We start from the raw sequence: 23356 nt of genomic DNA on the forward strand, positions 1-23356 counted from the left end.
TCGAGTACCCCGAAGGGCCTTTCCGCTCGACTTGCATGTGTTAAGCACGCCGCCAGCGTTCGTCCTGAGCCAGGATCAAACTCTCCAACAAAAAATGTGGAAAACATGTCCCGGCAACAAATGTTGCCAAAGGAATCCAAACCAACCAAAACCGTAAACGATTCCAGCCGGCCCGGGAATAAATCAAATTGGCACTGGCTTATCAAGCACCCTGTTGAGTTCTCAAAGAACAAACACACACCGCAAGCCATCCCACAATCATGTGAAACAACCCGACGGGGCTTCAATTATCACCCGGCGTCGCCGCCAGGCACTTTGACTACGTTACCCGCCCGCTTCCACCATGTCAACCCGATATCAACCAGATTGTCACGCTTCACGCACGGCCAACCCCACCAACACACGCAGCAGCAAACCACCACGCCTGATCTTGGGATTCAGCAGACCGGCCGCTATGGCGTCCGTTTCCCTGCCGTTGCGAAACATTACCCGGCCCGGTCTCGCGTCTCCAAACCGGGGGGCTGTTGGTCAGGTCACCCGCGACGCGTCCGAGAACCAAGGGGCATAACCATGTGCGAGTCCGGGTCATTCCCGGGCGGCCCGTCGTAACGAACCACCAGCGGGAACCAGCCTCGCCACCAGGACAACTGACGCCCGGCCTCCGCCATTCCCCATGCCGTCCGCCGGAGCGGACGCGCCGCCCGCCGAGCGGACGACCAGAGGATCAGGCTTGCGAGGGATGCAACCAGCCCGCACCCTGCGTCATTCCCGGGCCTCGCCCACCGGGCGGCGCCGTACCCCAGACGACGACTCGGGCTGCGACGATGCCTTTCATGGAGCTGTGGAACAACCCCTCGTGCTCGAAGTCCGCATGCGCCCGCACCGCGTTGGACGCCGCGGGATTCCCCTATCGGCTGCGTCCGTACCTGGAGGAACCACCCACGGCCGACGAGCTGATCGACGTGTTGGGTCGGCTCGGTGCGCGGCCGTGGGACATCTGCCGCACCGGTGAGCCGGCGGCACTGGCGCGCGGCATGGCGGACTGGCCGCGGGAGGAACGGGACGTTCGGCGCTGGATCGACGCGATGGTCGAGGCGCCTGAACTCATCCAGCGGCCGATCCTGCTGTTGGACGACGGTTCCGCCGTGGTCGCACGCACTGCGGAGGCCGTGGATGAGGCGCTGCGGCGCACGCACAGGCAACCCGGTTAGGTCCCGATGGTGGGCCGACGCTTCGGGACGTGGCGGCGGTACTGGCTGACCGTCGACTCGCCGTCGAGCCAGAACCGCCATGGCCGGTCGTGCGCCCCGGTCACCCCGACGCGGGGCCCCGCCGCGACCGCCTCCGCGGGCACCGGCTCGGCCGGTGGCCGCAGCCGCACCGGCCCATCCCCGAGCAGATACAGCCCGTAGGCGGCACCGTCCAGGCCGAGTGCCGCGCAGAGCCGGGCGGGACCACGAGCAAGATCTAAATCCCGGCGTACGGCGGTGCGCCGTGCCCGCGCGACGTCCAGCCCGTCGACCACCTCGCCCGCCCGCAGCAGTACCGCCGAGGCCTCCCCCTCCGGACCGGTGACCACGTTCATGCACCAGTGCATTCCGTAGGTGAAGTAGACGTAGGTGTACCCGGACGGGCCGAACATGACGGCGTTGCGCCGGGTGCGGCCGCGGTGCGCGTGCGAGGCGGCGTCGCCGGCCGTACCCGCATAGGCCTCGACCTCGGTGATGCGGACCGTGACCCCGCCGGCGGAGAGCCGACAGCCGAGGAGGCCACGCGCCGCCGGCTCGACCGGTCCGGCGAGTAGCTCGCCGAGTCCCCTGGTCTCGTCGTCCGTCATTGCGCAAGCAGAGCACAGCCCCACCCACCGGTCGAACCGGGCCCTGGCCTTTCCCGTCGGATTTCAGCGCCTACAGCGCCGCCTTCTCCAGCCAGCTCGTCAACAGTTCGTGGTCGCCGAAGACCGTGAGGCGAGCGTCGGGCACTCGCAGGCGTCCGTAGACCATCAGCAGCAGGTCTCCCGCCACTCCCCGGACGGCGACGTCGGCTGTGCCATGCCCGCGCGCCCACGTGAGGCCGTCCGACCGGGTGGTGATGAGCCACTCGCCTGCCGAGTCGATGGCGTGCAGGTGCAGCGTCGCGCCCGGCCGATCGAACTCGCCGAACCGCTCCACCACCCAGCGGGCCCCCGGGATGATGGTGAGCAGCTCCTCGATGCCATCGGCGGCGATCGCGGGATCGATGTGCGGCGTACGGCCGAGCGCGATCTCCGCGTCGGCGCGGTGGATGACCGCCTCGAACAGCACCCGCCGGGGCCAGAAGCGCACCCGGTCCCCGGTGCCGAAGGGCGTCCAGACGCGGGTCTCCGGGTCGGTCGCCCGCAACGTGCCCAGCAGCGACTTCGCCCCTGTGGCCACCCACGCCGGATAGTCGGCCGCGTCGTCGGGTAGGCCGAGCGGCACGTCCCGCGACCAGATGCGCTCCTGCAGTCGGCGCCGCACGATTTCGTCCTGCCACCGGTACGTGGTGCCGTGGTGCTTCATCAGGTCGGCGATCGTCCACCCAGGACACGTTGGCACGACCGTCGTCGGGTCCGCCCCGCTCACCAGCTCGACGAAGCGGCCGACCTCGTCCTCGACCGCCGCGCAGTAACGCTCGTGCTCCTCGTGCCTCCGCTCGCTCATTCCGCGAGACTACGAGGCCCCACCGACAGTTCCGCGCCCGTGCTCGCCGAACGCGTCGGCCTTTACTCCATCGACGAAGACCCGCCATCCGGCGGGCCGGAACGCCAGGACCGGACCGTCGCGTCCTTGCCTTCCCGCATCACCGACGGCTCCGGCGAGGTTGTCGGCCACCTCGACACATGTCCCGTTGTTGCCACTCCGGCTGCATGGGCGAGGCCCGTCGTCAGCGGGGGACGACCTGCTCGGTGGCCCACTCGCGCCAGCCGGCGAGCTTGTCCGTCGCCGCCGTGAGCTGGTCGGCGACCGGACCGGGGCCGGTGGAGCCCGGCGTGGTGCGGGCGGCGAGCGCGGAACGGACCGAGAGCACGTCGCGCACGCTCGGGTCCAGGTGCTCGCTCACCAGCCCCAGATCCTCGTCGGAGACCTCGTCGAGCGCGCAGTCCCGAGCCACGCAGAGCGCGACCAGCCGACCGGTGACCTCGTGCGCCTCCCGGAACGGCACGCCCTTGCGGACCAGCCAGTCGGCGACCTCGGTCGCCAGGGTGAAGCCCACCGGCGCGGCGGCGGCGAGCCGGTCCACCCGTACGGTCATCGTGGAGATCATGCCGGCGAGCGCCGGCAGCAGCAGCTCCAACGTGTCGACCGCGTCGAAGACCGGCTCCTTGTCCTCCTGCATGTCCCGGTTGTAGGCGAGCGGCAGGCCCTTGAGCATGGTCAGCACGGTGACCAGGCCGCCGATGAGGCGACCGGACTTGCCGCGGGCCAGCTCGGCGATGTCCGCGTTCTTCTTCTGCGGCATGATCGACGACCCGGTGGCGAACGAGTCGTCCAGCTCGACCCAGCCGAACTCCTGCGAGGTCCAGAGCACCACCTCTTCGCCGAGCCGGGAGAGGTGCACCCCGGCCATCGCGGTGATGAACAGGAACTCCGCGACGAAGTCACGGTCGGCGACCGCGTCCATCGAATTGGCCGCCGGGGCGGTGAAGCCCAGCTCGCGGGCGACCTGCACCGGGTCGAGCGGCAGCGACGAACCGGCGAGCGCGCCCGCGCCCAGCGGCGAGATGGCGGTGCGGACGTCCCAGTCGCGCAGCCGGTCGAGGTCGCGCAGGAGCGGCTGGACGTGCGCCAGCAGCCAGTGTCCGAATGTCACCGGCTGGGCGTGCTGCACGTGGGTCATGCCGGGGGCAGGCGTATCCAGGTGCCGCTCGGCCTGCTCGACCAACGCGTCGGCCAGCTCGATCAGCCGCGCGGCGACGCCACGCGCGTGGTCACGCAGGTAGAGCCGCAGGTCGGTGGCGACCTGGTCGTTGCGGGAGCGACCGGCGCGCAGCTTGCCGCCGAGCGTGCCGAGCCGTTCCAAAAGCCCTCGCTCCAGGGCGGTGTGCACGTCCTCGTCTTCGATGGTCGGGCGGAACGACCCGGAGGCGCACGCCGCCTCCAGGTCGTCCAGGGCCGCGAGGATCCTGCCCAGCTCCTCGGCGTCCAGCAGCCCGGCCCGCGCCAGCACCCGGGCGTGCGCCCGGGAAGCGGCGAGGTCGTACGGGGCGAGTCGCCAGTCGAACTGGACGCTGACCGACAGCCGTGCCAGCGCCTCCGCAGGTCCCCCGGCGAAGCGGCCACCCCACAGGCTGGTGCGATTGGTGCCGGCGCTGTTCTCGGTCAGGCTTTTGTCGTCCACGTCGGCCATTCTCACTGAGAAGATCCCTTCTTGCGAGTGCGGGGCGTTTCCGCCCCGCCCCTCGTCAGAACTGGTCGCCACCGAGGCGGGCGTCGCGCGCCGCCGCCATCCGGCTCGGCAGGCCCCACAGCTGCACGAACCCCTTGGCCAGCGACTGGTCGAACGTGTCGCCCGTGTCGTAGGTGGCCATGTTGAAGTCGTAGAGGCTCGCCTCCGAGCGCCGCCCCGTGACGACCGCGCGTCCGCCGTGCAGCGTCAGCCGCACCTCGCCGGTGACGTGCTTCTGGGTCTCGTCGATGAACGCGTCGAGCGCCAGCTTGAGCGGGGAGAACCAGAGGCCGTCGTAGACCAGCTCGCCCCACCGCTGGTCGACGCTCTTCTTGAAGCGGGCCACGTCACGCTCGACCGTCACCGCCTCCAACTCCTGGTGCGCGGTGATCAGCGCGATCGCGCCCGGCGCCTCGTAGACCTCGCGGCTCTTGATGCCGACCAACCGGTCCTCGACCATGTCCAGCCGCCCGACGCCCTGCGCGCCGGCACGCCGGTTGAGCTCCACGACCGCCTGGTACGGGGTGACCGTCTCGCCGTCGATCGCGACCGGCACGCCGCAGTCGAAGGTGATCACGACCTCGTCCGGGTCACGGGGCTCGGCCGGGTTGGCGGTGTAGGCGTAGAGGTCCTCGATCGGACCGTTCCAGATGTCCTCGAGGAAGCCGGTCTCGACCGCGCGGCCCCACAGGTTCTGGTCGATCGAGTACGGCGACTTGTGCGTGACGTCGATCGGCAGCCCCTTCTCCTCGGCCAGCGCGATCGCCTTGTCCCGCGTCCAGGCGAAGTCCCGGGCGGGGGCGATCACCTTGAGGTTGGGGGCGAGGGCGCCGATGCCGACCTCGAAGCGGACCTGGTCGTTGCCCTTGCCGGTGCAGCCGTGCGACACGATCGTGCCGCCGTACTTCTTGGCGGCGGTCACCAGGTGCTTGACGATGAGCGGCCGGCTCAGCGCGGAGACGAGCGGATAGCGGTCCATGTAGAGCGCGTTGGCGCGCAGCGCCGGCAGGCAGAAGTCGGCGGCGAACTCCTCGCGCGCGTCGATCACCTCGGACTCCACGGCCCCGCAGTCCAGCGCCCGCTGCCGGATGACGTTCATGTCCTCGCCACCCTGGCCGACGTCGACCGCGACCGCGATCACCTCGGCGCCGGTCTGCTCGGACAGGTATGGGATAGCGACCGAGGTGTCGAGACCCCCCGAATACGCCAGTACGACCCGCTCAGTCACGATGTGGTGCTCCTTTCGCAATTGTCTGTATCAAGTAACGCGTCCGCGCGAGGGGTTACCCCGGTTGCGCGGCCGCCCAGCCGGAAAGTTTGTCGGCCAGCGCCGCGCCGCCGACCTCCTCGCGGGCCACCACGAGGATGGTGTCGTCGCCGGCGATGGTGCCGACGATCTCCGACAGCCCCGAGCGGTCCAGCGCGCTGGCGAGGAACTGGGCCGCCCCCGGCGGGGTGCGCAGCACGGCGATGTTGCCGCTGGAGTCGACGCCGGTGAGCAGCTCGTGCAGCAGACGGACCAGCCGGGCCGGCGCCTGCTCGGCCGGGCGCAACGGCCGGTTGCCGTCCTCCGGGATGAGGTAGACGGCGGGGCCGTCGCCACCGCGTACCTTGACCGCGCCCAGCTCTTCCAGATCCCGCGACAGCGTCGCCTGGGTGACCTGCACACCGTCCCCCGCGAGCAGCTCGGCCAGCTCCGTCTGCGAGCGGATCGGCTTCTCGCGGATCAGTTCGACGATGCGCGCGTGCCGGGCCGTACGGGTCACCGGACCGGTCACCGGGGCTGCCCCCCGGTCGCGACCGCTTCCCCCGCGGGGGGCGTCGGGCGGACGCCCAGCAGCCACGCCAGGAGCGCCTTCTGCGCGTGCAGCCGGTTCTCCGCCTGATCGAAGACCGCGCTGGCCACACCGTCGAGCACCTCGTCGGTGATCTCCTCGCCCCGGTGCGCGGGGAGGCAGTGCAGCACGATCGCGTCAGCCGCGGCGGCCGCGAGCAGCTTCCCGTTGACCTGGTAGGGCCAGAACGGGGTGAGCCGGTCCCGGCCGTCCCCCTCCTGCCCCATCGAGGTCCACGTGTCGGTCGCGATCACATCCGCCCCGTCGACCGCCTCGTACGGGTCGCGCATCACCTGCGCCGACCCGCCCGTCCGGGCGGCGATCTCGTCGGCCCGGCCGACCACCGCCGGGGACGGGTCGTAACCGGAAGGACCGGCGACGCGCACGTGCATGCCGGCGGTCACTCCGGCGAGCAGGTAGGACTGCGCCATGTTGTTGGCCGCGTCGCCCACGTACGCCAGGGTCCGGCCGGCCGTGCCGCCGCAGCGCTCGCGGATGGTCAGCAGGTCCGCGAGCATCTGGCAGGGGTGGAAGCCGTCGGTGAGGGCGTTGATCACCGGCACGGTCGCGCCGCTGGTCAACTCGGCCAGCCGCTCATCGCCGTGGGTGCGCATGACGATCGCGGAGACGTAGCGCGACAGCACCCGGCCGGCGTCGGCGAGGCTCTCACCCCGCCCGAAGTGGGTGGCCTGGGTGTCGATGACGATCGGGTTGCCGCCGAGCGCGGCGACCCCGGCGTCGAACGAGATCCTCGTGCGCAGGCTCTGCTTGTCGAAGAGCACCGCCACCGACTGCGGCCCGGCGAGCGGACGGTAGCCGTACGGGTCGGCCTTCATCGCGGCGGCGAGGTCGAGGACGGCGGACTGCTCGTCCGGGGTCAGGTCGTCGTCGCGCAGGAAGTGCTGAGTCATGAGGGGTGGTCCATGTCGTCGGGGGCGGATGCGCCGGTCGGGCTCGTCGGACGAGATGTGGCCTCGGCGGCGGTGAGCGCCGCGGGCAGCGCCGCGAGGAACGCGTCGGCCTGCTCGGCGGTGAGGATCAGCGGCGGGGCGAGCCGGACCACATCGGGCTGGATCGGGTTGACCAGGAAGCCGGCGTCACGCAGCAGCCCGGCGACCGTCCCGGACGCGGGCGCGGTGAGCACGATCCCGAGCAGCAGCCCGGCCCCGCGTACCCCGCTGATCATCGGGTGGTGCAGCGCCTCGACGCCCCGGCGCAGTTGCTCGCCGACCCGCTTCACGTGATCGAGCAGCCCCTCGGCGGCGATCGTGCGCAGCACCGCGAGCGCCGCCGCGCAGCAGACCGGGTTGCCGCCGAAGGTGCTGCCGTGGCTGCCCGGCGTGAACAGCGCGGCCGGGTCGACGACGGAGGAGTCGGAGAAGGCGATGCAGGCGCCGATCGGCAGCCCGCCACCCAGCCCCTTGGCCAGCATGATGATGTCCGGGGCGACCCCTTCGGCCTGGTGGGCGAACCAGTGGCCGGTGCGGCCGATGCCGGTCTGCACCTCGTCGAGGGCGAGCAGCACCCCGTGCCGGGTGGTGATCTCCCGCGCGGCCGCGAGGTAGCCCGCCGGCGGCACGACGACCCCCGCCTCACCCTGGATCGGTTCGAGGATCACCATCGCGGTCCGGTCGGTGACCGCGGCCGCCAGCGCCTCGACATCGCCGTACGGGACGTGGGTGACCTCGCCGGGCAGCGGCCGGAACGGGTCAGCCTTGGTCGGCTGGCCGGTCAGGGCCAACGCACCCATGGTGCGGCCGTGAAAGCCGTTGACGGCGGCCACCACGTGGGTCCGGCCGGTGCGGCGGGAGAGCTTGAACGCGGCCTCCACCGCCTCCGCCCCGGAGTTGCCGAAGTAGACGGCGCCGGGGCGGCCGGTCAGCGTCAGCAGCAACTCGGCCAGCGCCACCGTCGGCTCGGCGACGTAGAGATTGGAGACGTGCCCGAGGGTCGCGATCTGCCGGGTGACCGCGTCGACGATCGCGGGGTGCGCGTGCCCGAGGGAGTTGACCGCGATGCCGCCGAGCAGATCCACATAGGAGCGACCGGCCTCGTCGACGACGACCGCGCCCTCGCCGCGCGCCAGGGCCAGCGGCGGCGTGCCGTAGTTGTCCATCAGCGACTGCGACCAGCGCTCGACCAGCGACGTCATGACGGGAGACCTCCGCCCGCTCCGTTCGCGACCACCATCGTTCCGAACCCCTCCGAGGTGAAGACTTCCAACAGCGTCGAATGCGCCACCCGGCCATCGACCACGTGCGCGGCGGGGACCCCGCCCTGTACGGCACGCAGGCAGGCCTCCATCTTCGGCACCATCCCCGATTCCAGCTTCGGCAGCAGCGCGGCAAGCTCGTCCGTGGTGATCTGCGAGATCAGGCTGGCCGTGTCGGGCCAGTCCGCGTAGAGCCCCGGCACGTCCGTGAGGACCACGAGCTTGCGCGCGTCCAGCGCGACCGCGAGCGCCGCCGCGGCCGTGTCGGCGTTGAGGTTGTGCAGCACTCCCTCGACGTCCGGGGCGACGGTCGAGATCACCGGGATCCGACCCGCCCCGATCAGGTCGGCCACCGCCGAGGCGTTGACCGTGTCGACGTCGCCGACCTGGCCGACGTCGACCGGCTCGCCGTCGACGTAGGCGGGGCGGCGCACCGCGGTGAAGAGCTGCGCGTCCTCCCCGGAGAGTCCGACGGCGTACGGGCCGTACTCGTTGATCAGCCCGACCAGCTCCCGGCCGACCTGGCCGACGAGCACCATCCGGACGACATCCATCGCCTCCGGCGTGGTGACCCGCAGACCGCCCTTGAACTCGCTGGCGATGCCGAGCCGGCCGAGCATCGAGGAGATCTGCGGACCGCCGCCGTGCACCACGACCGGCTTGAGGCCGGCGTAGCGCAGGAAGACCATGTCGGCGGCGAACGCCCGCTGCAACTGCGGGTCGATCATCGCGTTGCCGCCGTACTTGACGACGACGGTGGCGCCCCGGAAGCGGGCCAGCCAGGGCAGCGCCTCGATCAGCGTGGCGGCCTTGGCCTGCGCCGCCGAGAGGTCGCGGGTGAGATCGGTCGGGACGCTCATGTCGAGTAGGCCGAGTTCTCGTGCACGTACGCGTGGGACAGGTCGTTGGTCCAGATGGTGGCCGTCGCCTCCCCGGCGTGCAGATTGATCCGGATGGTCACGTCCCGCCCGGCGAGGTCGACCTTCGAGCGGTCCTCGGCCGCCGCGCCGGAGCGGCACACCCAGACGCCGTTGACGGCCACGTCGACCGCGTCGGGCTCGTAGGCGGCGGCCGTGGTGCCGACCGCGGCGAGGATCCGCCCCCAGTTGGGGTCGTTGCCGAACAGCGCCGTCTTGACCAGGTTGTTGCGCGCCACCGAGCGGCCGACCTCCACCGCGTCGGCCTCGCTCGCCGCGCCGACCACCTCGATGGCGATCTGCTTGGTCGCGCCTTCGGCGTCGCCGACGAGTTGCTGCGCGAGGTCGTGGGCGGCGGCGGTCACGGCCGCGGTCAGCTCCGCCTGCGTCGGCTCGATGCCGGAGGCGCCGCTGGCCAGCAGCAGAACGGTGTCGTTGGTGGACATGCAGCCGTCGGAGTCGACCCGGTCGAAGGTGACCCGGCATGCCTCGCGGAGCGCCTCGTCGAGCGCGCCGGAGCCGGCGACGGCGTCGGTGGTGAGCACGCAGAGCATGGTCGCCATGGCGGGGGCGAGCATCCCCGCGCCCTTGGCCATCCCGCCGACGCGCCAGCCGGTGCCGGCGACCACGGTGGTCTTGGGACGGGTGTCGGTCGTCATGATCGCCTCAGCGGCGGCCGGACCCCCGTCCCGGGAGAGCGCCCGCACGGCGGAGCGGACCCCGGGGATCAGCTTGTCCATCGGCAACCGCTCGCCGATCAGCCCGGTGGAGCAGACCGCGACGTCGCTCGCGCCGACGAGCAGTCGGGCGTTGCTGGCGGTCAGGGTGCCGGCGGCGAACTCGGCGGTGGCGTGGGTGTCCTGGAAGCCGAGCGGACCGGTGCAGGCGTTGGCGCCGCCGGAGTTGAGCACCACCGCGCGGACGATGCCGGCGCGCAGCACCTGCTGGCTCCAGAGCACCGGGGCCGCCTTGACCCGGTTGGCGGTGAAGACGCCCGCCGCCGTGGCGTCGGGGCCGTCGTTGACCACGAGGGCCACGTCGAGGGCGCCGCTGCTCTTCAGTCCGGCGGCGACGCCGGACGCCCGGAACCCCTTCGGGGCGGTGACACTCATGGCGCTACTCCGTAAACCGACAGACCAGACACTTCAGGCAAATCAAACATGATGTTGGCGCACTGCACCGCCTGGCCGGCCGCGCCCTTGCCGAGGTTGTCGATCGCGCTGACCACGATCACCCGCCCGGAGTCGACGTCGGTGGTCACCTGCAGGTGGCAGGAGTTGGAGCCCAGCGTCGCGGCGGTGTGCGGCCAGACACCCTCGGGCAGCATGTGCACGAAGGCAGCGTCGGCGTACGCCTCGGTCAGCACCGCGCGCGCGTCCGACGCCGAGGCGATCGGCCACGCGGTGACGGTGGCCAGGATCCCCCGCGGCATCGGCGCCAGGACCGGGGTGAACGACAGGGTCGCCGCGCCGGTCGCCTGCTTGATCTCGGGGACGTGCTGGTGCGCGCCGACCTTGTAGGGCGACAGGTCCCCCATGACCTCGCTGCCGAGCAGACCGACCTTCGGCGACTTGCCCGCTCCCGAGGTGCCGGAGGCGGCGACCACCACGACGTCGTCGGGCGAGACCGCGCCGGCCGCGACGAGCGGGGCCAGCGCCAGGATGGTCGCGACGGCGTAGCAGCCGGTGGCCGCCACCCGGCTCGCGTCGGCGATGACCGCGCGCTGGCCGGGCAGCTCCGGCAGCCCGTACGCCCAGGCGCCCGCGTGGGCGCCGCCGTAGTAGCGGGTCCAGGCCGCGGCGTCGCGCAGCCGGTGGTCCGCGCCGAGGTCGACCACCTTCGTGGTCGTCGGCAGGGCGGCAGCGAGCGCCGCCGACTGGCCGTGCGGCAGGGCCAGGAAGACCAGGTCCGCGTCGGCCAGGGTCGCCGGCTCGGTCGCCCCGAGCACCCGGTCCAGCCCGACGAGCTGCGGATGTACGGCGGAGACCGGCGCGCCGGTCTGACTGTGCGCCGTGGCGGCGACCAGGTCGAACTCGGGGTGCCCGGCGATCAGGCGCAGCAGTTCACCCCCGGCGTAGCCGCTCGCGCCAGCGACCGCGACTCGGATCCCCATAACCACCCCCACATCCCAGTATTCCGCATTCCTATGCAAGCGAAGGTATCAGGATGCGGGATCAATCGCAACATCATGCACTCGACTGAATGACGAGCCACGGAACGGCGGATGCAAAAGGGCCCCTTCCTGCCCGGAATCGGACAAGAAGGGGCCCTGTTCATGCCTCAGCTACGCAGTACCGCGCCCACCCGGGTCGCCGCCTCGGCCACCGCCGTGTCACGGGCGGCCACCGCCTCCTCGACCGTGAGCGTCCGGTCCGGCGCGCGGAACGTCAGCTTGTAGGCCAGCGACTTGCGCCCCTCGCCCAACTGCTCCGACGCGTAGACGTCGAACAACCGCACCGACTCCAGCAGGTCCCCCGCGCCGTCACTCAGCGCCCGCTGCACATCGGCCGCGGGCACCCCGGCGTCCACCACCAGAGCCACGTCGATCAGAGCCGGCGGGAACCCGGAGAGCCGGGGCGCCGGCGTGACCGGCGCCGACGGCAACGCGTCGAGGTCGAGCTCCATCGCACAGGTACGGCGGGGCAGCTCCAGCGCGGTCAGCACGGCCGGGTGCAGCTCACCGGCGTGCCCGACGACCGTCCCGTCCACCACCAATTCGGCGCAGCGACCCGGGTGCCACGGGGCCCGCTCGCCCTGCCGGACCACGACCCGGTCGCCCCGCACGCCGGCGGTGTCGAGCACGATCCGCGCCGCCTCGACCGCGTCGGCCCAACTCGCCGCCCGGCCCCGGCCCCACCAGCCGCCCGGCTCCACCTCACCGGCGAGCACCGCGCCGACGTGCCACGGCTGGTGCGGCACCACCGCGTCGGCGGCGGCGAAGTCGGCCTCGGAGGGACGGTCGGCGACCCCCATCGCGGGCGGCCGGCCGACGCCGGAACGCGGCTCGAACACCACGCCGATCTCGTAGAGCGCCAGATCGCGCTGCCCCCGCCCGATGTTGCGGCGCAACGTCGCGAGCAGCGGCGGCAGCACCGTGGTGCGCAGCAGCGGCTCCTCGTCGGAGAGCGGATTGGCCAACCGCACCGCCGCCCGACGGGGATCGTCGGCGGGCAGCCCGAGCGCGTCGGGGAACCCGGTCGACACGAACGGGTAGGAGAGGACCTCCACGTAGCCGTTCTCGGCGAGCGCACGCGCCACCGAACGCCGGCGGCGCTGCTCGTCGGTGAGCCCCCGGCCGGCCGGAGCCAGCGGCAGCGCGCTGGGCACGTTGTCGTACCCGTCGAGCCGGACGACCTCCTCGATGAGGTCGGCGGGGTCGGTCAGATCGGGACGCCAGCTCGGCGGGGTGACCGTGAGCCGCTCCCCCTCGGTCGCGACCACGCAGCCGACCCGTTCCAGCAGATCCGTCACCTGCGCCGGCGGGTAGGGCACCCCGACCCGACGCCCCGGCAGCCCGGCGTCGATCACGACCGGCGCCAGCGGCCGCACGTGATCGATGTCGAGGATCTCGCCACCAGCGGCGCCGCCGCCGTACGTGGTGAGCAGCGCGACCGCCCGGTCCAGCGCGACCAGCGCGACCGCCGGGTCGACCCCGCGCTCCCAGCGCTTGGCCGCCTCGCTGAACAGCTTGTGCCGCCGTGCCGTGCGCCCCACCATCACCGGGTCCCAGTGCGCCGCCTCGAAGAGCACGTCCGTCGTGGCGCCCGGCACGACCTCGCTGGTCTCGCCGCCCATGACCGCGGCGAGCGAGATCGGGCCCGTGTCGTCGCAGATCACCATGTCCTCGGCGTCGAGCACCCGCGCCACCCCGTCCAGGGTGGTCAGCTTCTCGCCCGGCGCGGCGCGCCGCACGACCAGCGGCCCGTGCAGGCGGGCGAGGTCGAAGGCGTGCATCGGCTGGCCGAGCTCGAGCATCAGATAGTTGGTGATGTCGACGGCGAGCGAGATGCTGCGGATGCCGGCGACGGTCAGCCGCTTCGCCATCCACGCCGGGGACGGCGCGGCGGCGTCGATGCCGCGCACCACCCGCGCCGCGAAGCGGTCGCAGCCCACCGGATCGCGCACCTCGACCGGGTAGGCCGGGGTCGGCGTCGCACCGGGCGCCGGCACCGCGCCGGGGTCACGGAACGGCACCCCGAGCGCGAGCGCGAGATCGCGGGCGATCCCACGTACGGACATCGCGTAGCCCCGGTCCGGGGTGATCTCCAACTCGACCACCACGTCGTCGAGGCCGACCACCGGGCGCGCGTCGTCGCCGGGCTTGGCGGTGACCTCCGGCGGCAGTACCAGGATGCCCGCGTGCTCGTCACTGATGCCGAGCTCGCGCGCCGAGCAGATCATGCCGTTGGAGTTGCGCCCGTAGGTCTTGCGGGCGCCGATCGCGAACCCGCCGGGGAGCACGCCGCCGGGGAGGATCACCACGACCCGGTCGCCGGGGGCGAAGTTCGTCGCACCGCAGACGATCTCCTGCGGCTCACCGGTGCCGTTGGCGGTGCCGACGTCGACGCGGCAGAAGCGGATCGGCTTCTTGAAGCCGGTCAGCTCCTCGATCTCGCGCACCTCGCCGACCACCAGCGACCCGGTGATCGTGGCGCCCAGGTCCTCGATGGACTCCGGCTCCAGACCGAGGCTGACCAGCGCGCGTTCGAGCTGTTCGGTGCTGAGGTCGGCGGGCAGGTCGACGTGCTCGCGCAGCCAGGAAACTCCGACCCGCATCTCAGACCTCCATCCCGAACGCGCGCGTGAACCGCGCGTCGCCCTCGACCATGTCGCGCATGTCGCTCACCCCGTGCCGGACCATCAACGTCCGCTCGATGCCCATCCCGAACGCGAAGCCGGAGAAGACGTCGGGGTCGATCCCGCAGGCGCGCAGCACCCGCGGGTTGACCATGCCGCAGCCACCCCACTCGACCCAGCGCGGCCCGTCCCGGTGCTCCGGGAACCACACGTCGAACTCCGCGGACGGCTCGGTGAACGGGAAGTAGTGCGGCCGCCAACGCACCCGCGCGTCTGCGCCGAACATGGTCCGGGCGAAGTGTTCGAGGGTGCCCTTGAGGTGCGCCATCGTGATGCCCTTGTCGACGACCAGCCCCTCGACCTGGTGGAAGACCGGGCTGTGGGTGGCGTCGAGCTCATCGGTGCGGTAGACGCGGCCGGGGCAGACCACGTAGATCGGCGGCTCGCGCCGCAGCATCGTGCGCGCCTGCACCGGCGAGGTGTGGGTGCGCAGCACCAGACCGGGAAGGTCCAGGTGGAACGTGTCCATCAGCCCACGCGCGGGGTGGTCCGCCGGAATGTTGAGGGCGTCGAAGTTGGTCCACTCCAGCTCGACCTCCGGACCCTCGGCGATCTCGTAGCCCATGCCGACGAAGAGGTCGCCGATCCGCTCCATCAGCGTGCTCAGCGGGTGGCGGGCGCCGCGGGGACGCCGGTCCCAGGGCAGCGTCACGTCGACCCGCTCCTGCGCGAGGACGCGCTCGGCCTGTTCGACGGTCAGCTCGGCGAGCCGGGCGTCGTACGCCGTCTGGATCGCGGCACGGGCCAGGTTGACCCGTTTGCCGGCGTCGGACTTCGCGGCCGGCGGCAGCGCGCCGATCTCGCGGCGGGCCAGCGAGACGGGGGCACGGTCGCCCATGTGGAGATGGCGGAGAGCGGCGAGCGCGTCGAGGTCGGCGGCCCCGGCGAACGCCTTCTCCGCGGCGGCGACGGCGTCGGCCAGGGCGCCCTGGTCGAGCAGCGCCACCTGCTTCGGATCGTACGGATCATTGCGGTAGGTCATGACGAGCGGGCACTCCCTCACGGCGTGCGGCCATCGCGGACGCAATGGCCATCAGAGTTTACGGACGCGCGGCTTCGCCGTAGCCCGCCGGTGGGAGGAGAGAGCAGGAGAGGATCAGCCCTGCCACCCGCCGGTACCGGCGGGCTGGCTAAACGAGTGCCGTCGGGCGCTCATGTCGGGGACTCCTCGGATCGCAATGCTCTGGCCGAAGCGTACAGGCAAACGGCGGCGGCGGCAGCGAGGTTGAGGCTCTCGGCCCGGCCGTGCAGCGGCACCCGGACCCGGGCGTCGGCGGCCTCCGCCAACTCGGCCGGCAGGCCGTGGGCCTCGGAGCCGAAGAGCCAGGCGGTCGGCCGGGACAGCCCACCGGAGTCGGCGAGCTCATCCAGATCGGTCTCGCCGTGGCCGGTCGCGGCGAGCACCGTCAGACCGGCGTCGCGCAGGGCGACGACGACGGCGGCGGGGTCGGCGGCGCGCACCACGTCGAGATGGAAGAGGCTGCCGGCGGTGGAACGGACACACTTGCCGTTGTACGGGTCGACGGCCTCGCCGGCGAAGACGACCGTGGCCGCCCCGGCGGCGTCGGCGGTGCGCAGCACGGTGCCGGCGTTGCCCGGATCGCGGATCCCGGCGAGCACGGCGGCCATCCGGGGCCTGTTGTCGAGCGCCCGCTCCAGCGGCACGTCGAGCTGCTCGCAGACGGCGACGACGCCCTGCGGCGCGACGGTTTCGGAGAGCGCCGCGAGCCCGTCGTCGGTGACCGGTGAGATCGGCACCCCGGCGCTCGCCGCCGCGGCGGCGAGCTCGGCGTACCGGTCCAACGCGGCGGGGGTGCCGAAGAGCTCCCGGACCAGGCCGGGCACGGTGAGCGCCTCGCGGACCGCCTGCGGTCCCTCGACCAGGAACCGGCCGGTCGCGTCGCGCTCCCGGCGCCGCTGCAGCCGCCGTGCCGCGACGATCCTGGGGGTACGGGCGGTGAAGCGCGGCGCGTCGGGATCCCAGACGCGATCGAGGCGCCCCTCATGCGGATACATCGACATGAGAGACGCCCCGATTACGTGAAGCGGATCAGGCGGCCTGGGCCGCCGCGCCACCGGTGCCCTCGGCCGCGACCGCGGCACGGGCCACCTCGACGATGGCCTTGAAGGCGACCTCGTCGGTGACGGCCAGATCGGCCAGGATCTTGCGGTCGACCTCGACCCCGGCCAGCTTGAGGCCCTGGATGAGGCGGTTGTAGGTCATCCCGTTGGCCCGGGCGCCCGCGTTGATCCGGGTGATCCAGAGCTGCCGGAAGTCGCCCTTGCGGTCACGACGGTCCCGGTAGGCATACTGCAACGAGTGCAGCATCTGCTCCTTGGCCTTGCGATACAGCCGGGAGCGCTGCCCGCGGTAGCCCTTGGCGCCCTCCAGGATCGTACGGCGCTTCTTATGCGCGTTTACTGCCCGCTTGACGCGTGCCATCTCAACTACTCCTTCAGGTCAGGTGGCGCGCGTCAGCGGCCGAGCAGCTTCTTGATTCGCTTGACGTCGGCCTTGGCCACCTCGACCACGCCCGTCAGCCGGCGAGTCCGCTTGGAGGACTTGCTCTCCAGCAGGTGGCGCTTACCGGCCTGCTCAGCGACGATCTTGCCGCCACCGGTCACCTTGACGCGCTTGGCCATCCCGGTGTGGGGCTTCATCTTCGGCATGTGAAACGTCTCTCCCCTGTTACTCGCCGGTGGTCCCGGCGGGTTCGGCCGCCTCGGCCGACGGCACCTCTTCGGCACCCTCACGCTCGCGCGGTGTGCCCGCCTTGGCCGCCGTGGCGGAAGCCTTGACGGCCCGGTGCGGAGCCAAAACCATGATCATGTTACGGCCGTCCTGCTTCGGAGCGGCTTCGACGTAGCCCAGCTCCGAAATTTCGGTCTCAAGCCGGCGCAGGAGCCGGTAGCCCAGCTCCGGGCGGCTCTGCTCGCGACCGCGGAACATGATCGTCACCTTGACCTTGTCGCCCGCCTTGAGGAACCGCACCACGTGACCCTTTTTGGTCTCGTAGTCGTGCGGGTCGATCTTCGGGCGGAGCTTCATCTCCTTGATGACGGTCTGTTGCTGGTTCCGCCTGGCTTCGCGCGCCTTGAGTGCACTCTCGTACTTGAACTTGCCGAAGTCCATGAGCTTGCACACCGGCGGGCGCGCCATCGGCGCAACCTCGACCAGATCCAGGTCGACGTCCGCGGCCAGCTGCAGGGCGCGCTCCAGCGGGACGATGCCCACCTGCTCACCCTCAGGACCGACCAGTCGGACCTCACGTGCCCGGATCTGATCGTTCACGCGTGGTTCGACGCTGATGGGGCCTCCTCGAGTCCGTTCTCCTGCGGCGCCGACCCCCACCGGCTCCCGGATGGGAACCGGACCAGGAAAGCAGAAGGCCCCGGCGCATGCCAGGGCCCGCTCGACCGGTCAACGCGCGTCACAAAAGGACGCGCAACCCAGGTCGGGTGAACCCGACTCGGGTGACCGGACCCGGCCACCGAAGAGGCGACGCGGGTGGGAGCAGGCGCTCCGCTTCGCAGCTGTCACGCGCAGTGACAGCGTGGTCGACGGAGCAAGGTTATCAGGTGGATGCCGTCTCAGCGAACCGGGGCTCGCGTTCGCGCGGGTGCGGCCGGTCGACGAACTAGCCGGCGGCGGGCACCCGCGAATGCGCCGCGTGCAGCGCGCGCAGCGCCCGGACCCCGTCGACCGCGAGCTCCCGGTCAACCGCCTGCAACGCCACCATCGAGAGGAGATCGTCGTCGTGCAGCTCCAGGCTCGCCCAGGCCGCGCCCCGATCGAAGCGGACCGCCCGCACGACCTCCCACGGCAGCTCGTACGAGCCGAACACGTTGCGCACCTTCACGCCGCGCGCGTCCGCCTCCACCCGCGGACGGGTGAAGAGCAGGACGCCGGCCGCGCCGAGCACCCCGAGCCCGATCATGGCGAGCTGGTCGCCGCGCTGAAACGTGCCCATGCCCTCGCCGGTCCCCCCGCGCAACGCGGTGCCGACCAGCGTGAAGACCGCCAGGAGCGCGGTGGCGAGAACCCAGCACATCACGCGGATCCGGTGCGGCCGCAGGCGTACGACGTCGGAATCGGTCACGCAGACGAGTGTGCCACCAGCGCGCCCGACCACCCACCGCCACCCCGTGGCAAGGACCTCCCCGTCGATCAAGGACGTATTCACACGATCGGAGATCAACGCGTGCGCATATGCCCTTGATCGACGGGGCGGCGAGCGGCGCAGGGGGCCGGGGGTGGGGGTGGGGGGTCAGGTGCCGGTGGGGACCGGGCGGACGGCGCGGCCGGAGACCACGACGGCGGCCAGCGTCAGCACCGCCCCGATCAGCAGCGCGCCGCTGATACCGGGCTTGCCCGGGATCAGCAGGTCGAGCAGCATCGCGCCGGCGAGCTGACCGCCGACCACGCTCAACCCGGTGCGCAGCACCCCGACCGAGCGGACGCTGACCAGCAGGATCACCACGATGCAGACGCCGAACAGGCCACCGAGATAGAGGTACCACTCGCTCGGCCAGGGCGCCGACGCGGCGGCGCCGAACGCGCCGAGCGCCGCCGCCGCGACGAGCACGAGCGGCGTGCTCACCGCGAAGTTGACCGCCGTGCCGGCCGCGGTGCTGCTCGCGGCGGAGACCCGGCCGTTGAGCGCCGACTGCAGCGCCACGGCCAGCCCGCCGGCCATGGCGAGCAGGACCACGCCGACGGCGAGATCGCCGATCGGGCGGCCGAGCTGCGACAGCCCGACCGCCGCGATGCCGAGCAGCGCGCCGGCCACCCGCGGCCCGGTCAACGCGAGCCGCCCGGCGGGGGCGAGCCCGGTGCGGTCCACGGCCAGTCCACCCATGCTGTTGCCGGCCACCTGGGCGATGGTGAAGACGGCGACCCCGAGCACCGGCACCGTGTAGGTCGCCGCCGTCACGAAGAACGCTCCGCCCGCCCCGCCCAGGTAGGCCCACCACGGCAGGTGGGCATGCCGCAGGGTACGCAGCCCGCCGCGCATCGACGGCATGGCGAAGAGTCCCACGAGCACGAGCAGGGAGCCACCGAGGTTGTTCACCACGGCGCCCATCGCGGCGTTGCCGACCCGGGCGCCCAACTCGGCGTTGATGGCGCTCTGCGCGGCGGAGGTGACGCCGCCCGCGCCGGCGAGGCAGAGCGCCGCCCACGGCGGCAGCGTCTTCATGCGCTCGTCTTGCCGGCCGCTGCCGTCCGGGAAGACCTCATCGCGGAACGTTTCCTGCCGGGACGCTTCATGTCCGGCAGCTTCACAGGCGACAGGCCGCGATGTCTGTGACCAGGATCGCACGCGCTCCCAGGTCGTACAGCTCGTCCATGATCCGGTGCATCTCCGCCCGACGGACCATCGCCTCCACCGCGACCCAGCCCTCCCGGTGCAGCGGCGAGATGGTCGGCGACTCGATGCCGGGGGTCAGCGCGCTGGCCTGGTCGAGCAGGTCGGCGCGGACGTCGTAGGCGAGCATCACGTACCGCCGGGCGACGAGCACCCCTTGCAACCGGCGGGTGAGCTGGTCGATCTGGCCGCCGCCGGGCGCACCGATCCGGCGGATCAGCACCGCCATGGAGCGCAGCAGCGGCTCACCGACGATCGCCAGCCCGGCCTGGCGCAGCGTCGCGCCGGTCGAGACGACGTCGGCGACCACGTCGGCCACCCCGAGGCGGACGGCGTTCTCCACCGCCCCGTCGAGCCGGACCACGTCGCCGGTGAGCCCGTGCTCGGCGAGGTACCGCTCGACGACGCCCGGATAGGAGGTGGCGATGCGGCGGCCGTTGATCTCCTGGACCGTCGACAGCGTCTCCGGGCGGGCGGCGAAGCGGAACGTCGCGCCACCGAAGTCCAGGTCGAGCACCTCTTCGGCCTGCGCGCCGGCGTCGACGAGCAGGTCCCGGCCGGTGATCCCGAGGTCGAGATCGCCGGAGCCCACATAGGTGGTGATGTCGCGGGGGCGCAGGTAGAAGAACTCGACGTCGTTGACCTCGTCGCGGCAGACCAGGTCACGGTCGTCGGTGCGCTGGGCGTAACCCGCCTCGCGCAGCATCCGCGCGGCGGGCGCGGACAGGGTGCCCTTGTTGGGGATGGCGATGCGCAGCATCTGACGGTGCTCCTTCGATCGAAAGGGATTCTTCGCGAGGGCACATCACAGATGTCGGTAGACGTCCTTGAGCTCCAGTCCGGTAGCGAGCATCAGCACCTGAGCCTGGTAGAGCAGCTGGGAGATCTCCTCCGCGGCGCGCTCCGGCCCCTCGTGCTCGGCCGCCATCCACGCTTCGGCCGCCTCCTCGACGACCTTCTTGCCGATCGCGTGCACGCCGCGCTCCAGCGCGGCCACCGTCCCCGAACCCGGCGTGCCGGCGGACGCCTTGGCCTGCAGCTCGGCGAACAGCTCCTCGAACGTCTTCACGGTTCTGGATTCTCCCAGCCGGGTCTCCCCCGGTCGCCGGCCGGGTCGCCCCGCGGCCCACCAGGTGGACCCGGGGCGCCGCCCGCGCCCCGAGGGACCCGGAGAAATTGTGGCCAACTCGATGTTTCCCCTGGTGGGACGAGGACCGGCGGCGCGCTCACCCGGCCATATGCTGTCCGCCATGGCTAGCCGATCCGTGCCCGTCACTCTCGTGACCGCGACCGTGTTCCTCGCCGCCCTCGTCGGCTGCGCCCCGCAGGAACCGACCCCTTCCACCCCCAGCGCCAGCGGCCCCGCCTGCGGCAAGGACACGCTGAAGACCCGAGCCGGCGGCAAGTTGACCGTCGGCACCGACGACCCGGCGTACGAGCCGTGGTTCTCCGACAACAAGCCGGAGAACGGCAAGGGCTTCGAGTCCGCCGTCGCCTACGCCGTGGCCGAGAAGCTCGGGTACGCCAGGGAGGACGTGGTCTGGACCCGGGTCACCTTCAACAACGCCATCGCGCCCGGCCCGAAGACGTACGACTTCGACATCAACCAGTTCTCGGTGACCGACGAGCGCAAGAAGGCCGTGGACTTCTCGTCGCCGTACTACCTGGTGCGGCAGACCGTCATCGCGTTGAAGACGTCGAAGATCGCGAAGGCGAAGTCGCTGGCGGAGCTCAAGGACGCCAAGCTCGGCGCCCAGGTCGGCACCACCAGCTACCAGGCGATCACCGACGTGATCAGGCCCACCGGCAAGCCGCAGGTCTACAACTCCAACGACGACGCCAAGAAGGCGCTGCAGAACGGGCAGATCGACGGGCTCGTCGTCGACCTGCCGACCGCCTTCTACATCACCGGCGCCGAGGTCACCGACGCGACGATCGTCGGACAGATGCCGCAGGTCGGAGTCCCCGAGCCGTTCGGCCTGGTGCTCGACAAGGACTCCCCGCTGACCGGCTGCGTCACCCAGGCGGTCGACGCGCTCCGCAACGACGGCACCCTCACCGCGCTGGAGAAGCAGTGGCTCGCCCAGACGGCGGGCGCCGCCGAACTCACGTGAGGACGGATCACCACACCCGCTCCGAGGCTGCCCGCGAGCGGACCGCCTACCGGCGACGGCAGACGGTCCGCTCCGTGCTGATCGCGGCGGCCTCCACCGGGGTGCTCGGCACCCTGCTCGTCGTCGCGGTCACCGGCTCGCCCGGCTGGGATCGGGTGCAGTCGTCCTTCTTCGACCTGCGCATCGCCCGCGCGGCGCTGCCGGAGGTCCTGATCGGACTCTGGCTCAACGTGCGGCTGCTGGTCTTCTGCGCGCTCGGCGCGCTCGCACTCGGGCTGGTCGTGGCGATCCTGCGCACCCTGCGCGGTCCGGTCTTCTTTCCGGTGCGGGCGCTGGCGACCGGCTACACGTACACGTTCCGGGGCCTGCCCCTGATCATCGTGCTCTACGTGCTGACCCTCGGCGTGCCCGGCCTGCGCCTGCAGGGCATGCCGTCGGTGCTGGTGCTCGGCGGCATCGCCCTGGTGATCACGTACAGCGGCTATCTGGCCGAGGTGTTCCGCGCCGGCATCGAGTCGGTCCATCCCAGCCAACTCGCCGCCGCCCGTTCGCTCGGGCTGACCTACCGGCAGACGATGCGGCACGTCGTGCTGCCGCAGGCCGTCCGCCGGGTGGCGCCGCCGCTGCTCAACGACACCGTGGCGCTGCAGAAGGACGTCGGCCTGGTTTCCCTGGCCGGGCCGATCGACGCGGTCCGCGCGGCCCAGATCGCCACCGCGGAAACCTTCAACTACACGCCGTACATCCTGGCCGGGGTGCTCTTCGTGCTGCTCGCCATCCCACTGATCGCGGTGACGGACTGGGTGACGCTGCGCGCCGCACGCCGACAGGCGGGGGGATAGATGTCGGTGCTCTCCTGCCGGGGACTACGCAAGACGTTCTCCGGCAACGTCGTCCTCGACGGCCTCGACCTCGACGTGGCCGAGCACGAGGTGGTCGCCCTGATCGGCGCCTCCGGCTCGGGCAAGTCGACGCTGCTGCGCTGCGTCAATCTGCTCGAGGAGATCGACGACGGCACGATCCACCTCGACGGCGAGGACATCACCGACCCGCGGGTGAATCCCGACCGGGTACGCCAGCGGATCGGCATCGTCTTCCAGGCGTACAACCTGTTCCCGCACATGACGGTGCTGGACAACGTGACGCTGGCGCCGCAGCGGGTGCACCGTCGGCCCCGGGCGGAGGCGGAGGCGCAGGCGCGCGAGTTGCTCGCCCGGGTCGGGCTGGCCGAGAAGGCCGGCGCCTATCCGGACCGGCTCTCCGGCGGGCAGCAGCAGCGGGTGGCGATCGTGCGGGCGCTGGTCAACTCGCCGCGGCTGATGCTGCTCGACGAGGTGACCTCGGCGCTCGATCCCGAACTGGTCGGCGAGGTGCTGTCGATGATCCGGGATCTCAAGACGGAGGGGATGACGATGGTGCTCGCCACGCACGAGATGAGCTTCGCCCGTCAGGTCGCCGACCGGGTCTGCTTCCTGGACGGCGGACGGGTGATCGAGCAGGGGCCGCCGGAGCAGGTGCTGGGCGAGCCGACCCAGCCCCGTACGCGCCAGTTCCTGCGTCGCATCATCGAGGCCGGTCGCCTCTAGACGCTCCGGCATGATCAGGCGATCCGCAGCGGGCTGCGCATCCCCTGATCACCACGAACCCG

At 71.6% G+C, this 23356-nt stretch carries 24 protein-coding genes, 1 rRNA gene and 1 pseudogene; 4 read left to right on the forward strand and 22 right to left on the reverse strand.

The window, feature by feature from the left end; genetic code table 11:
• A 16S ribosomal RNA gene (locus tag AB0J06_RS19735) occupies positions 1–91 on the reverse strand; the annotation flags it as partial.
• A 742-nt stretch (positions 92–833) separates the two neighbouring features.
• Here AB0J06_RS19735 and AB0J06_RS19740 point away from each other — a divergent pair.
• Positions 834–1211: an ArsC/Spx/MgsR family protein gene (locus AB0J06_RS19740; protein ID WP_357430389.1), complete on the forward strand. Its 378-nt coding sequence runs from the start codon at positions 834–836 to the stop codon at positions 1209–1211.
• On the opposite strand, the gene AB0J06_RS19745 is transcribed toward AB0J06_RS19740, so the two are convergent.
• The 21 genes and pseudogenes from AB0J06_RS19745 to AB0J06_RS19845 all read right to left on the reverse strand — a co-directional run bounded on the left by AB0J06_RS19745 (position 1208) and on the right by AB0J06_RS19845 (position 20681).
• Positions 1208–1837, reverse strand: a complete 630-nt coding sequence (locus AB0J06_RS19745; RefSeq protein ID WP_357430390.1) for a DNA-3-methyladenine glycosylase — start codon at positions 1835–1837, stop codon at positions 1208–1210. The two genes, AB0J06_RS19740 and AB0J06_RS19745, sit on opposite strands and share 4 nt — an antisense overlap.
• Before the next feature lie 70 nt (positions 1838–1907).
• Positions 1908–2681: a maleylpyruvate isomerase family mycothiol-dependent enzyme gene (locus AB0J06_RS19750; RefSeq protein WP_357430391.1), complete on the reverse strand. Its 774-nt coding sequence runs from the start codon at positions 2679–2681 to the stop codon at positions 1908–1910.
• Positions 2682–2690: 9 nt separating this feature from the next.
• Positions 2691–2885, reverse strand: a pseudogene (locus AB0J06_RS19755) (DUF397 domain-containing protein); the annotation flags it as partial.
• A 19-nt stretch (positions 2886–2904) separates the two neighbouring features.
• The gene (argH, locus tag AB0J06_RS19760; protein WP_357430439.1) at positions 2905–4368 is read right to left on the reverse strand and encodes an argininosuccinate lyase; all 1464 of its coding nucleotides are present in this window, start codon (positions 4366–4368) and stop codon (positions 2905–2907) included.
• A 55-nt stretch (positions 4369–4423) separates the two neighbouring features.
• The gene (locus AB0J06_RS19765) at positions 4424–5635 is read right to left on the reverse strand and encodes an argininosuccinate synthase (RefSeq protein WP_357430392.1); all 1212 of its coding nucleotides are present in this window, start codon (positions 5633–5635) and stop codon (positions 4424–4426) included.
• A 55-nt stretch (positions 5636–5690) separates the two neighbouring features.
• The gene (locus tag AB0J06_RS19770; protein WP_357430393.1) at positions 5691–6185 is read right to left on the reverse strand and encodes an arginine repressor; all 495 of its coding nucleotides are present in this window, start codon (positions 6183–6185) and stop codon (positions 5691–5693) included.
• Positions 6182–7153, reverse strand: coding sequence for an ornithine carbamoyltransferase (gene argF, locus AB0J06_RS19775; RefSeq protein ID WP_357430394.1), 972 nt, complete (start codon positions 7151–7153; stop codon positions 6182–6184). Before argF ends, AB0J06_RS19770 begins: the two co-directional genes overlap by 4 nt.
• The gene (locus tag AB0J06_RS19780; RefSeq protein WP_357430395.1) at positions 7150–8394 is read right to left on the reverse strand and encodes an acetylornithine transaminase; all 1245 of its coding nucleotides are present in this window, start codon (positions 8392–8394) and stop codon (positions 7150–7152) included. The genes argF and AB0J06_RS19780 overlap by 4 nt, the downstream gene beginning before the upstream one ends.
• On the reverse strand, positions 8391–9314 hold the full coding sequence (gene argB, locus AB0J06_RS19785; protein ID WP_357430396.1) for an acetylglutamate kinase: 924 nt from the start codon (positions 9312–9314) through the stop codon (positions 8391–8393). The genes AB0J06_RS19780 and argB overlap by 4 nt, the downstream gene beginning before the upstream one ends.
• Complete coding sequence (gene argJ, locus AB0J06_RS19790) at positions 9311–10483, reverse strand: bifunctional glutamate N-acetyltransferase/amino-acid acetyltransferase ArgJ (RefSeq protein ID WP_357430397.1); 1173 nt, start codon at positions 10481–10483, stop codon at positions 9311–9313. The genes argB and argJ overlap by 4 nt, the downstream gene beginning before the upstream one ends.
• Positions 10480–11484, reverse strand: a complete 1005-nt coding sequence (argC, locus tag AB0J06_RS19795) for an N-acetyl-gamma-glutamyl-phosphate reductase (protein WP_357430398.1) — start codon at positions 11482–11484, stop codon at positions 10480–10482. The genes argJ and argC overlap by 4 nt, the downstream gene beginning before the upstream one ends.
• Before the next feature lie 167 nt (positions 11485–11651).
• The gene (pheT, locus tag AB0J06_RS19800; RefSeq protein ID WP_357430399.1) at positions 11652–14147 is read right to left on the reverse strand and encodes a phenylalanine--tRNA ligase subunit beta; all 2496 of its coding nucleotides are present in this window, start codon (positions 14145–14147) and stop codon (positions 11652–11654) included.
• 1 nt (position 14148) lies between these two features.
• The gene (gene pheS, locus AB0J06_RS19805; protein ID WP_357430400.1) at positions 14149–15210 is read right to left on the reverse strand and encodes a phenylalanine--tRNA ligase subunit alpha; all 1062 of its coding nucleotides are present in this window, start codon (positions 15208–15210) and stop codon (positions 14149–14151) included.
• A gap of 170 nt (positions 15211–15380) precedes the next feature.
• Positions 15381–16244, reverse strand: a complete 864-nt coding sequence (locus AB0J06_RS19810) for an RNA methyltransferase (protein ID WP_357430440.1) — start codon at positions 16242–16244, stop codon at positions 15381–15383.
• A gap of 34 nt (positions 16245–16278) precedes the next feature.
• Positions 16279–16671, reverse strand: coding sequence for a 50S ribosomal protein L20 (gene rplT, locus AB0J06_RS19815; RefSeq protein WP_357430401.1), 393 nt, complete (start codon positions 16669–16671; stop codon positions 16279–16281).
• A 32-nt stretch (positions 16672–16703) separates the two neighbouring features.
• Positions 16704–16898, reverse strand: coding sequence for a 50S ribosomal protein L35 (rpmI, locus tag AB0J06_RS19820; RefSeq protein WP_357430402.1), 195 nt, complete (start codon positions 16896–16898; stop codon positions 16704–16706).
• A gap of 19 nt (positions 16899–16917) precedes the next feature.
• A complete protein-coding gene (gene infC / locus AB0J06_RS19825; RefSeq protein WP_357430441.1) occupies positions 16918–17520 on the reverse strand; it encodes a translation initiation factor IF-3 in 603 nt (200 codons plus the stop codon).
• Between the two features lie 346 nt (positions 17521–17866).
• Complete coding sequence (locus AB0J06_RS19830) at positions 17867–18328, reverse strand: PH domain-containing protein (protein WP_357430403.1); 462 nt, start codon at positions 18326–18328, stop codon at positions 17867–17869.
• Positions 18329–18496: 168 nt separating this feature from the next.
• Positions 18497–19426, reverse strand: a complete 930-nt coding sequence (locus tag AB0J06_RS19835) for a DMT family transporter (protein ID WP_357430404.1) — start codon at positions 19424–19426, stop codon at positions 18497–18499.
• Positions 19427–19508: 82 nt separating this feature from the next.
• A complete protein-coding gene (gene hisG, locus AB0J06_RS19840; RefSeq protein WP_357430405.1) occupies positions 19509–20354 on the reverse strand; it encodes an ATP phosphoribosyltransferase in 846 nt (281 codons plus the stop codon).
• 45 nt (positions 20355–20399) lie between these two features.
• Positions 20400–20681, reverse strand: coding sequence for a phosphoribosyl-ATP diphosphatase (locus tag AB0J06_RS19845; RefSeq protein ID WP_357430442.1), 282 nt, complete (start codon positions 20679–20681; stop codon positions 20400–20402).
• 163 nt (positions 20682–20844) lie between these two features.
• On the opposite strand from AB0J06_RS19845, the gene AB0J06_RS19850 reads away from it, so the two are divergent.
• From AB0J06_RS19850 to AB0J06_RS19860, 3 genes are read left to right on the forward strand one after another with little or no spacing between them, the layout of a single operon-like run.
• The gene (locus tag AB0J06_RS19850) at positions 20845–21708 is read left to right on the forward strand and encodes an ABC transporter substrate-binding protein (RefSeq protein WP_357430406.1); all 864 of its coding nucleotides are present in this window, start codon (positions 20845–20847) and stop codon (positions 21706–21708) included.
• Positions 21705–22550, forward strand: a complete 846-nt coding sequence (locus AB0J06_RS19855) for an amino acid ABC transporter permease (protein WP_357430407.1) — start codon at positions 21705–21707, stop codon at positions 22548–22550. The genes AB0J06_RS19850 and AB0J06_RS19855 overlap by 4 nt, the downstream gene beginning before the upstream one ends.
• A complete protein-coding gene (locus AB0J06_RS19860; RefSeq protein WP_357430408.1) occupies positions 22551–23294 on the forward strand; it encodes an amino acid ABC transporter ATP-binding protein in 744 nt (247 codons plus the stop codon). It abuts the gene before it with no gap.
• Positions 23295–23356: the final 62 nt, after the last annotated feature.

It is taken from the genome of Micromonospora sp. NPDC049679, from assembly GCF_040659735.1.
GTDB lineage: Bacteria > Actinomycetota > Actinomycetes > Mycobacteriales > Micromonosporaceae > Micromonospora_I.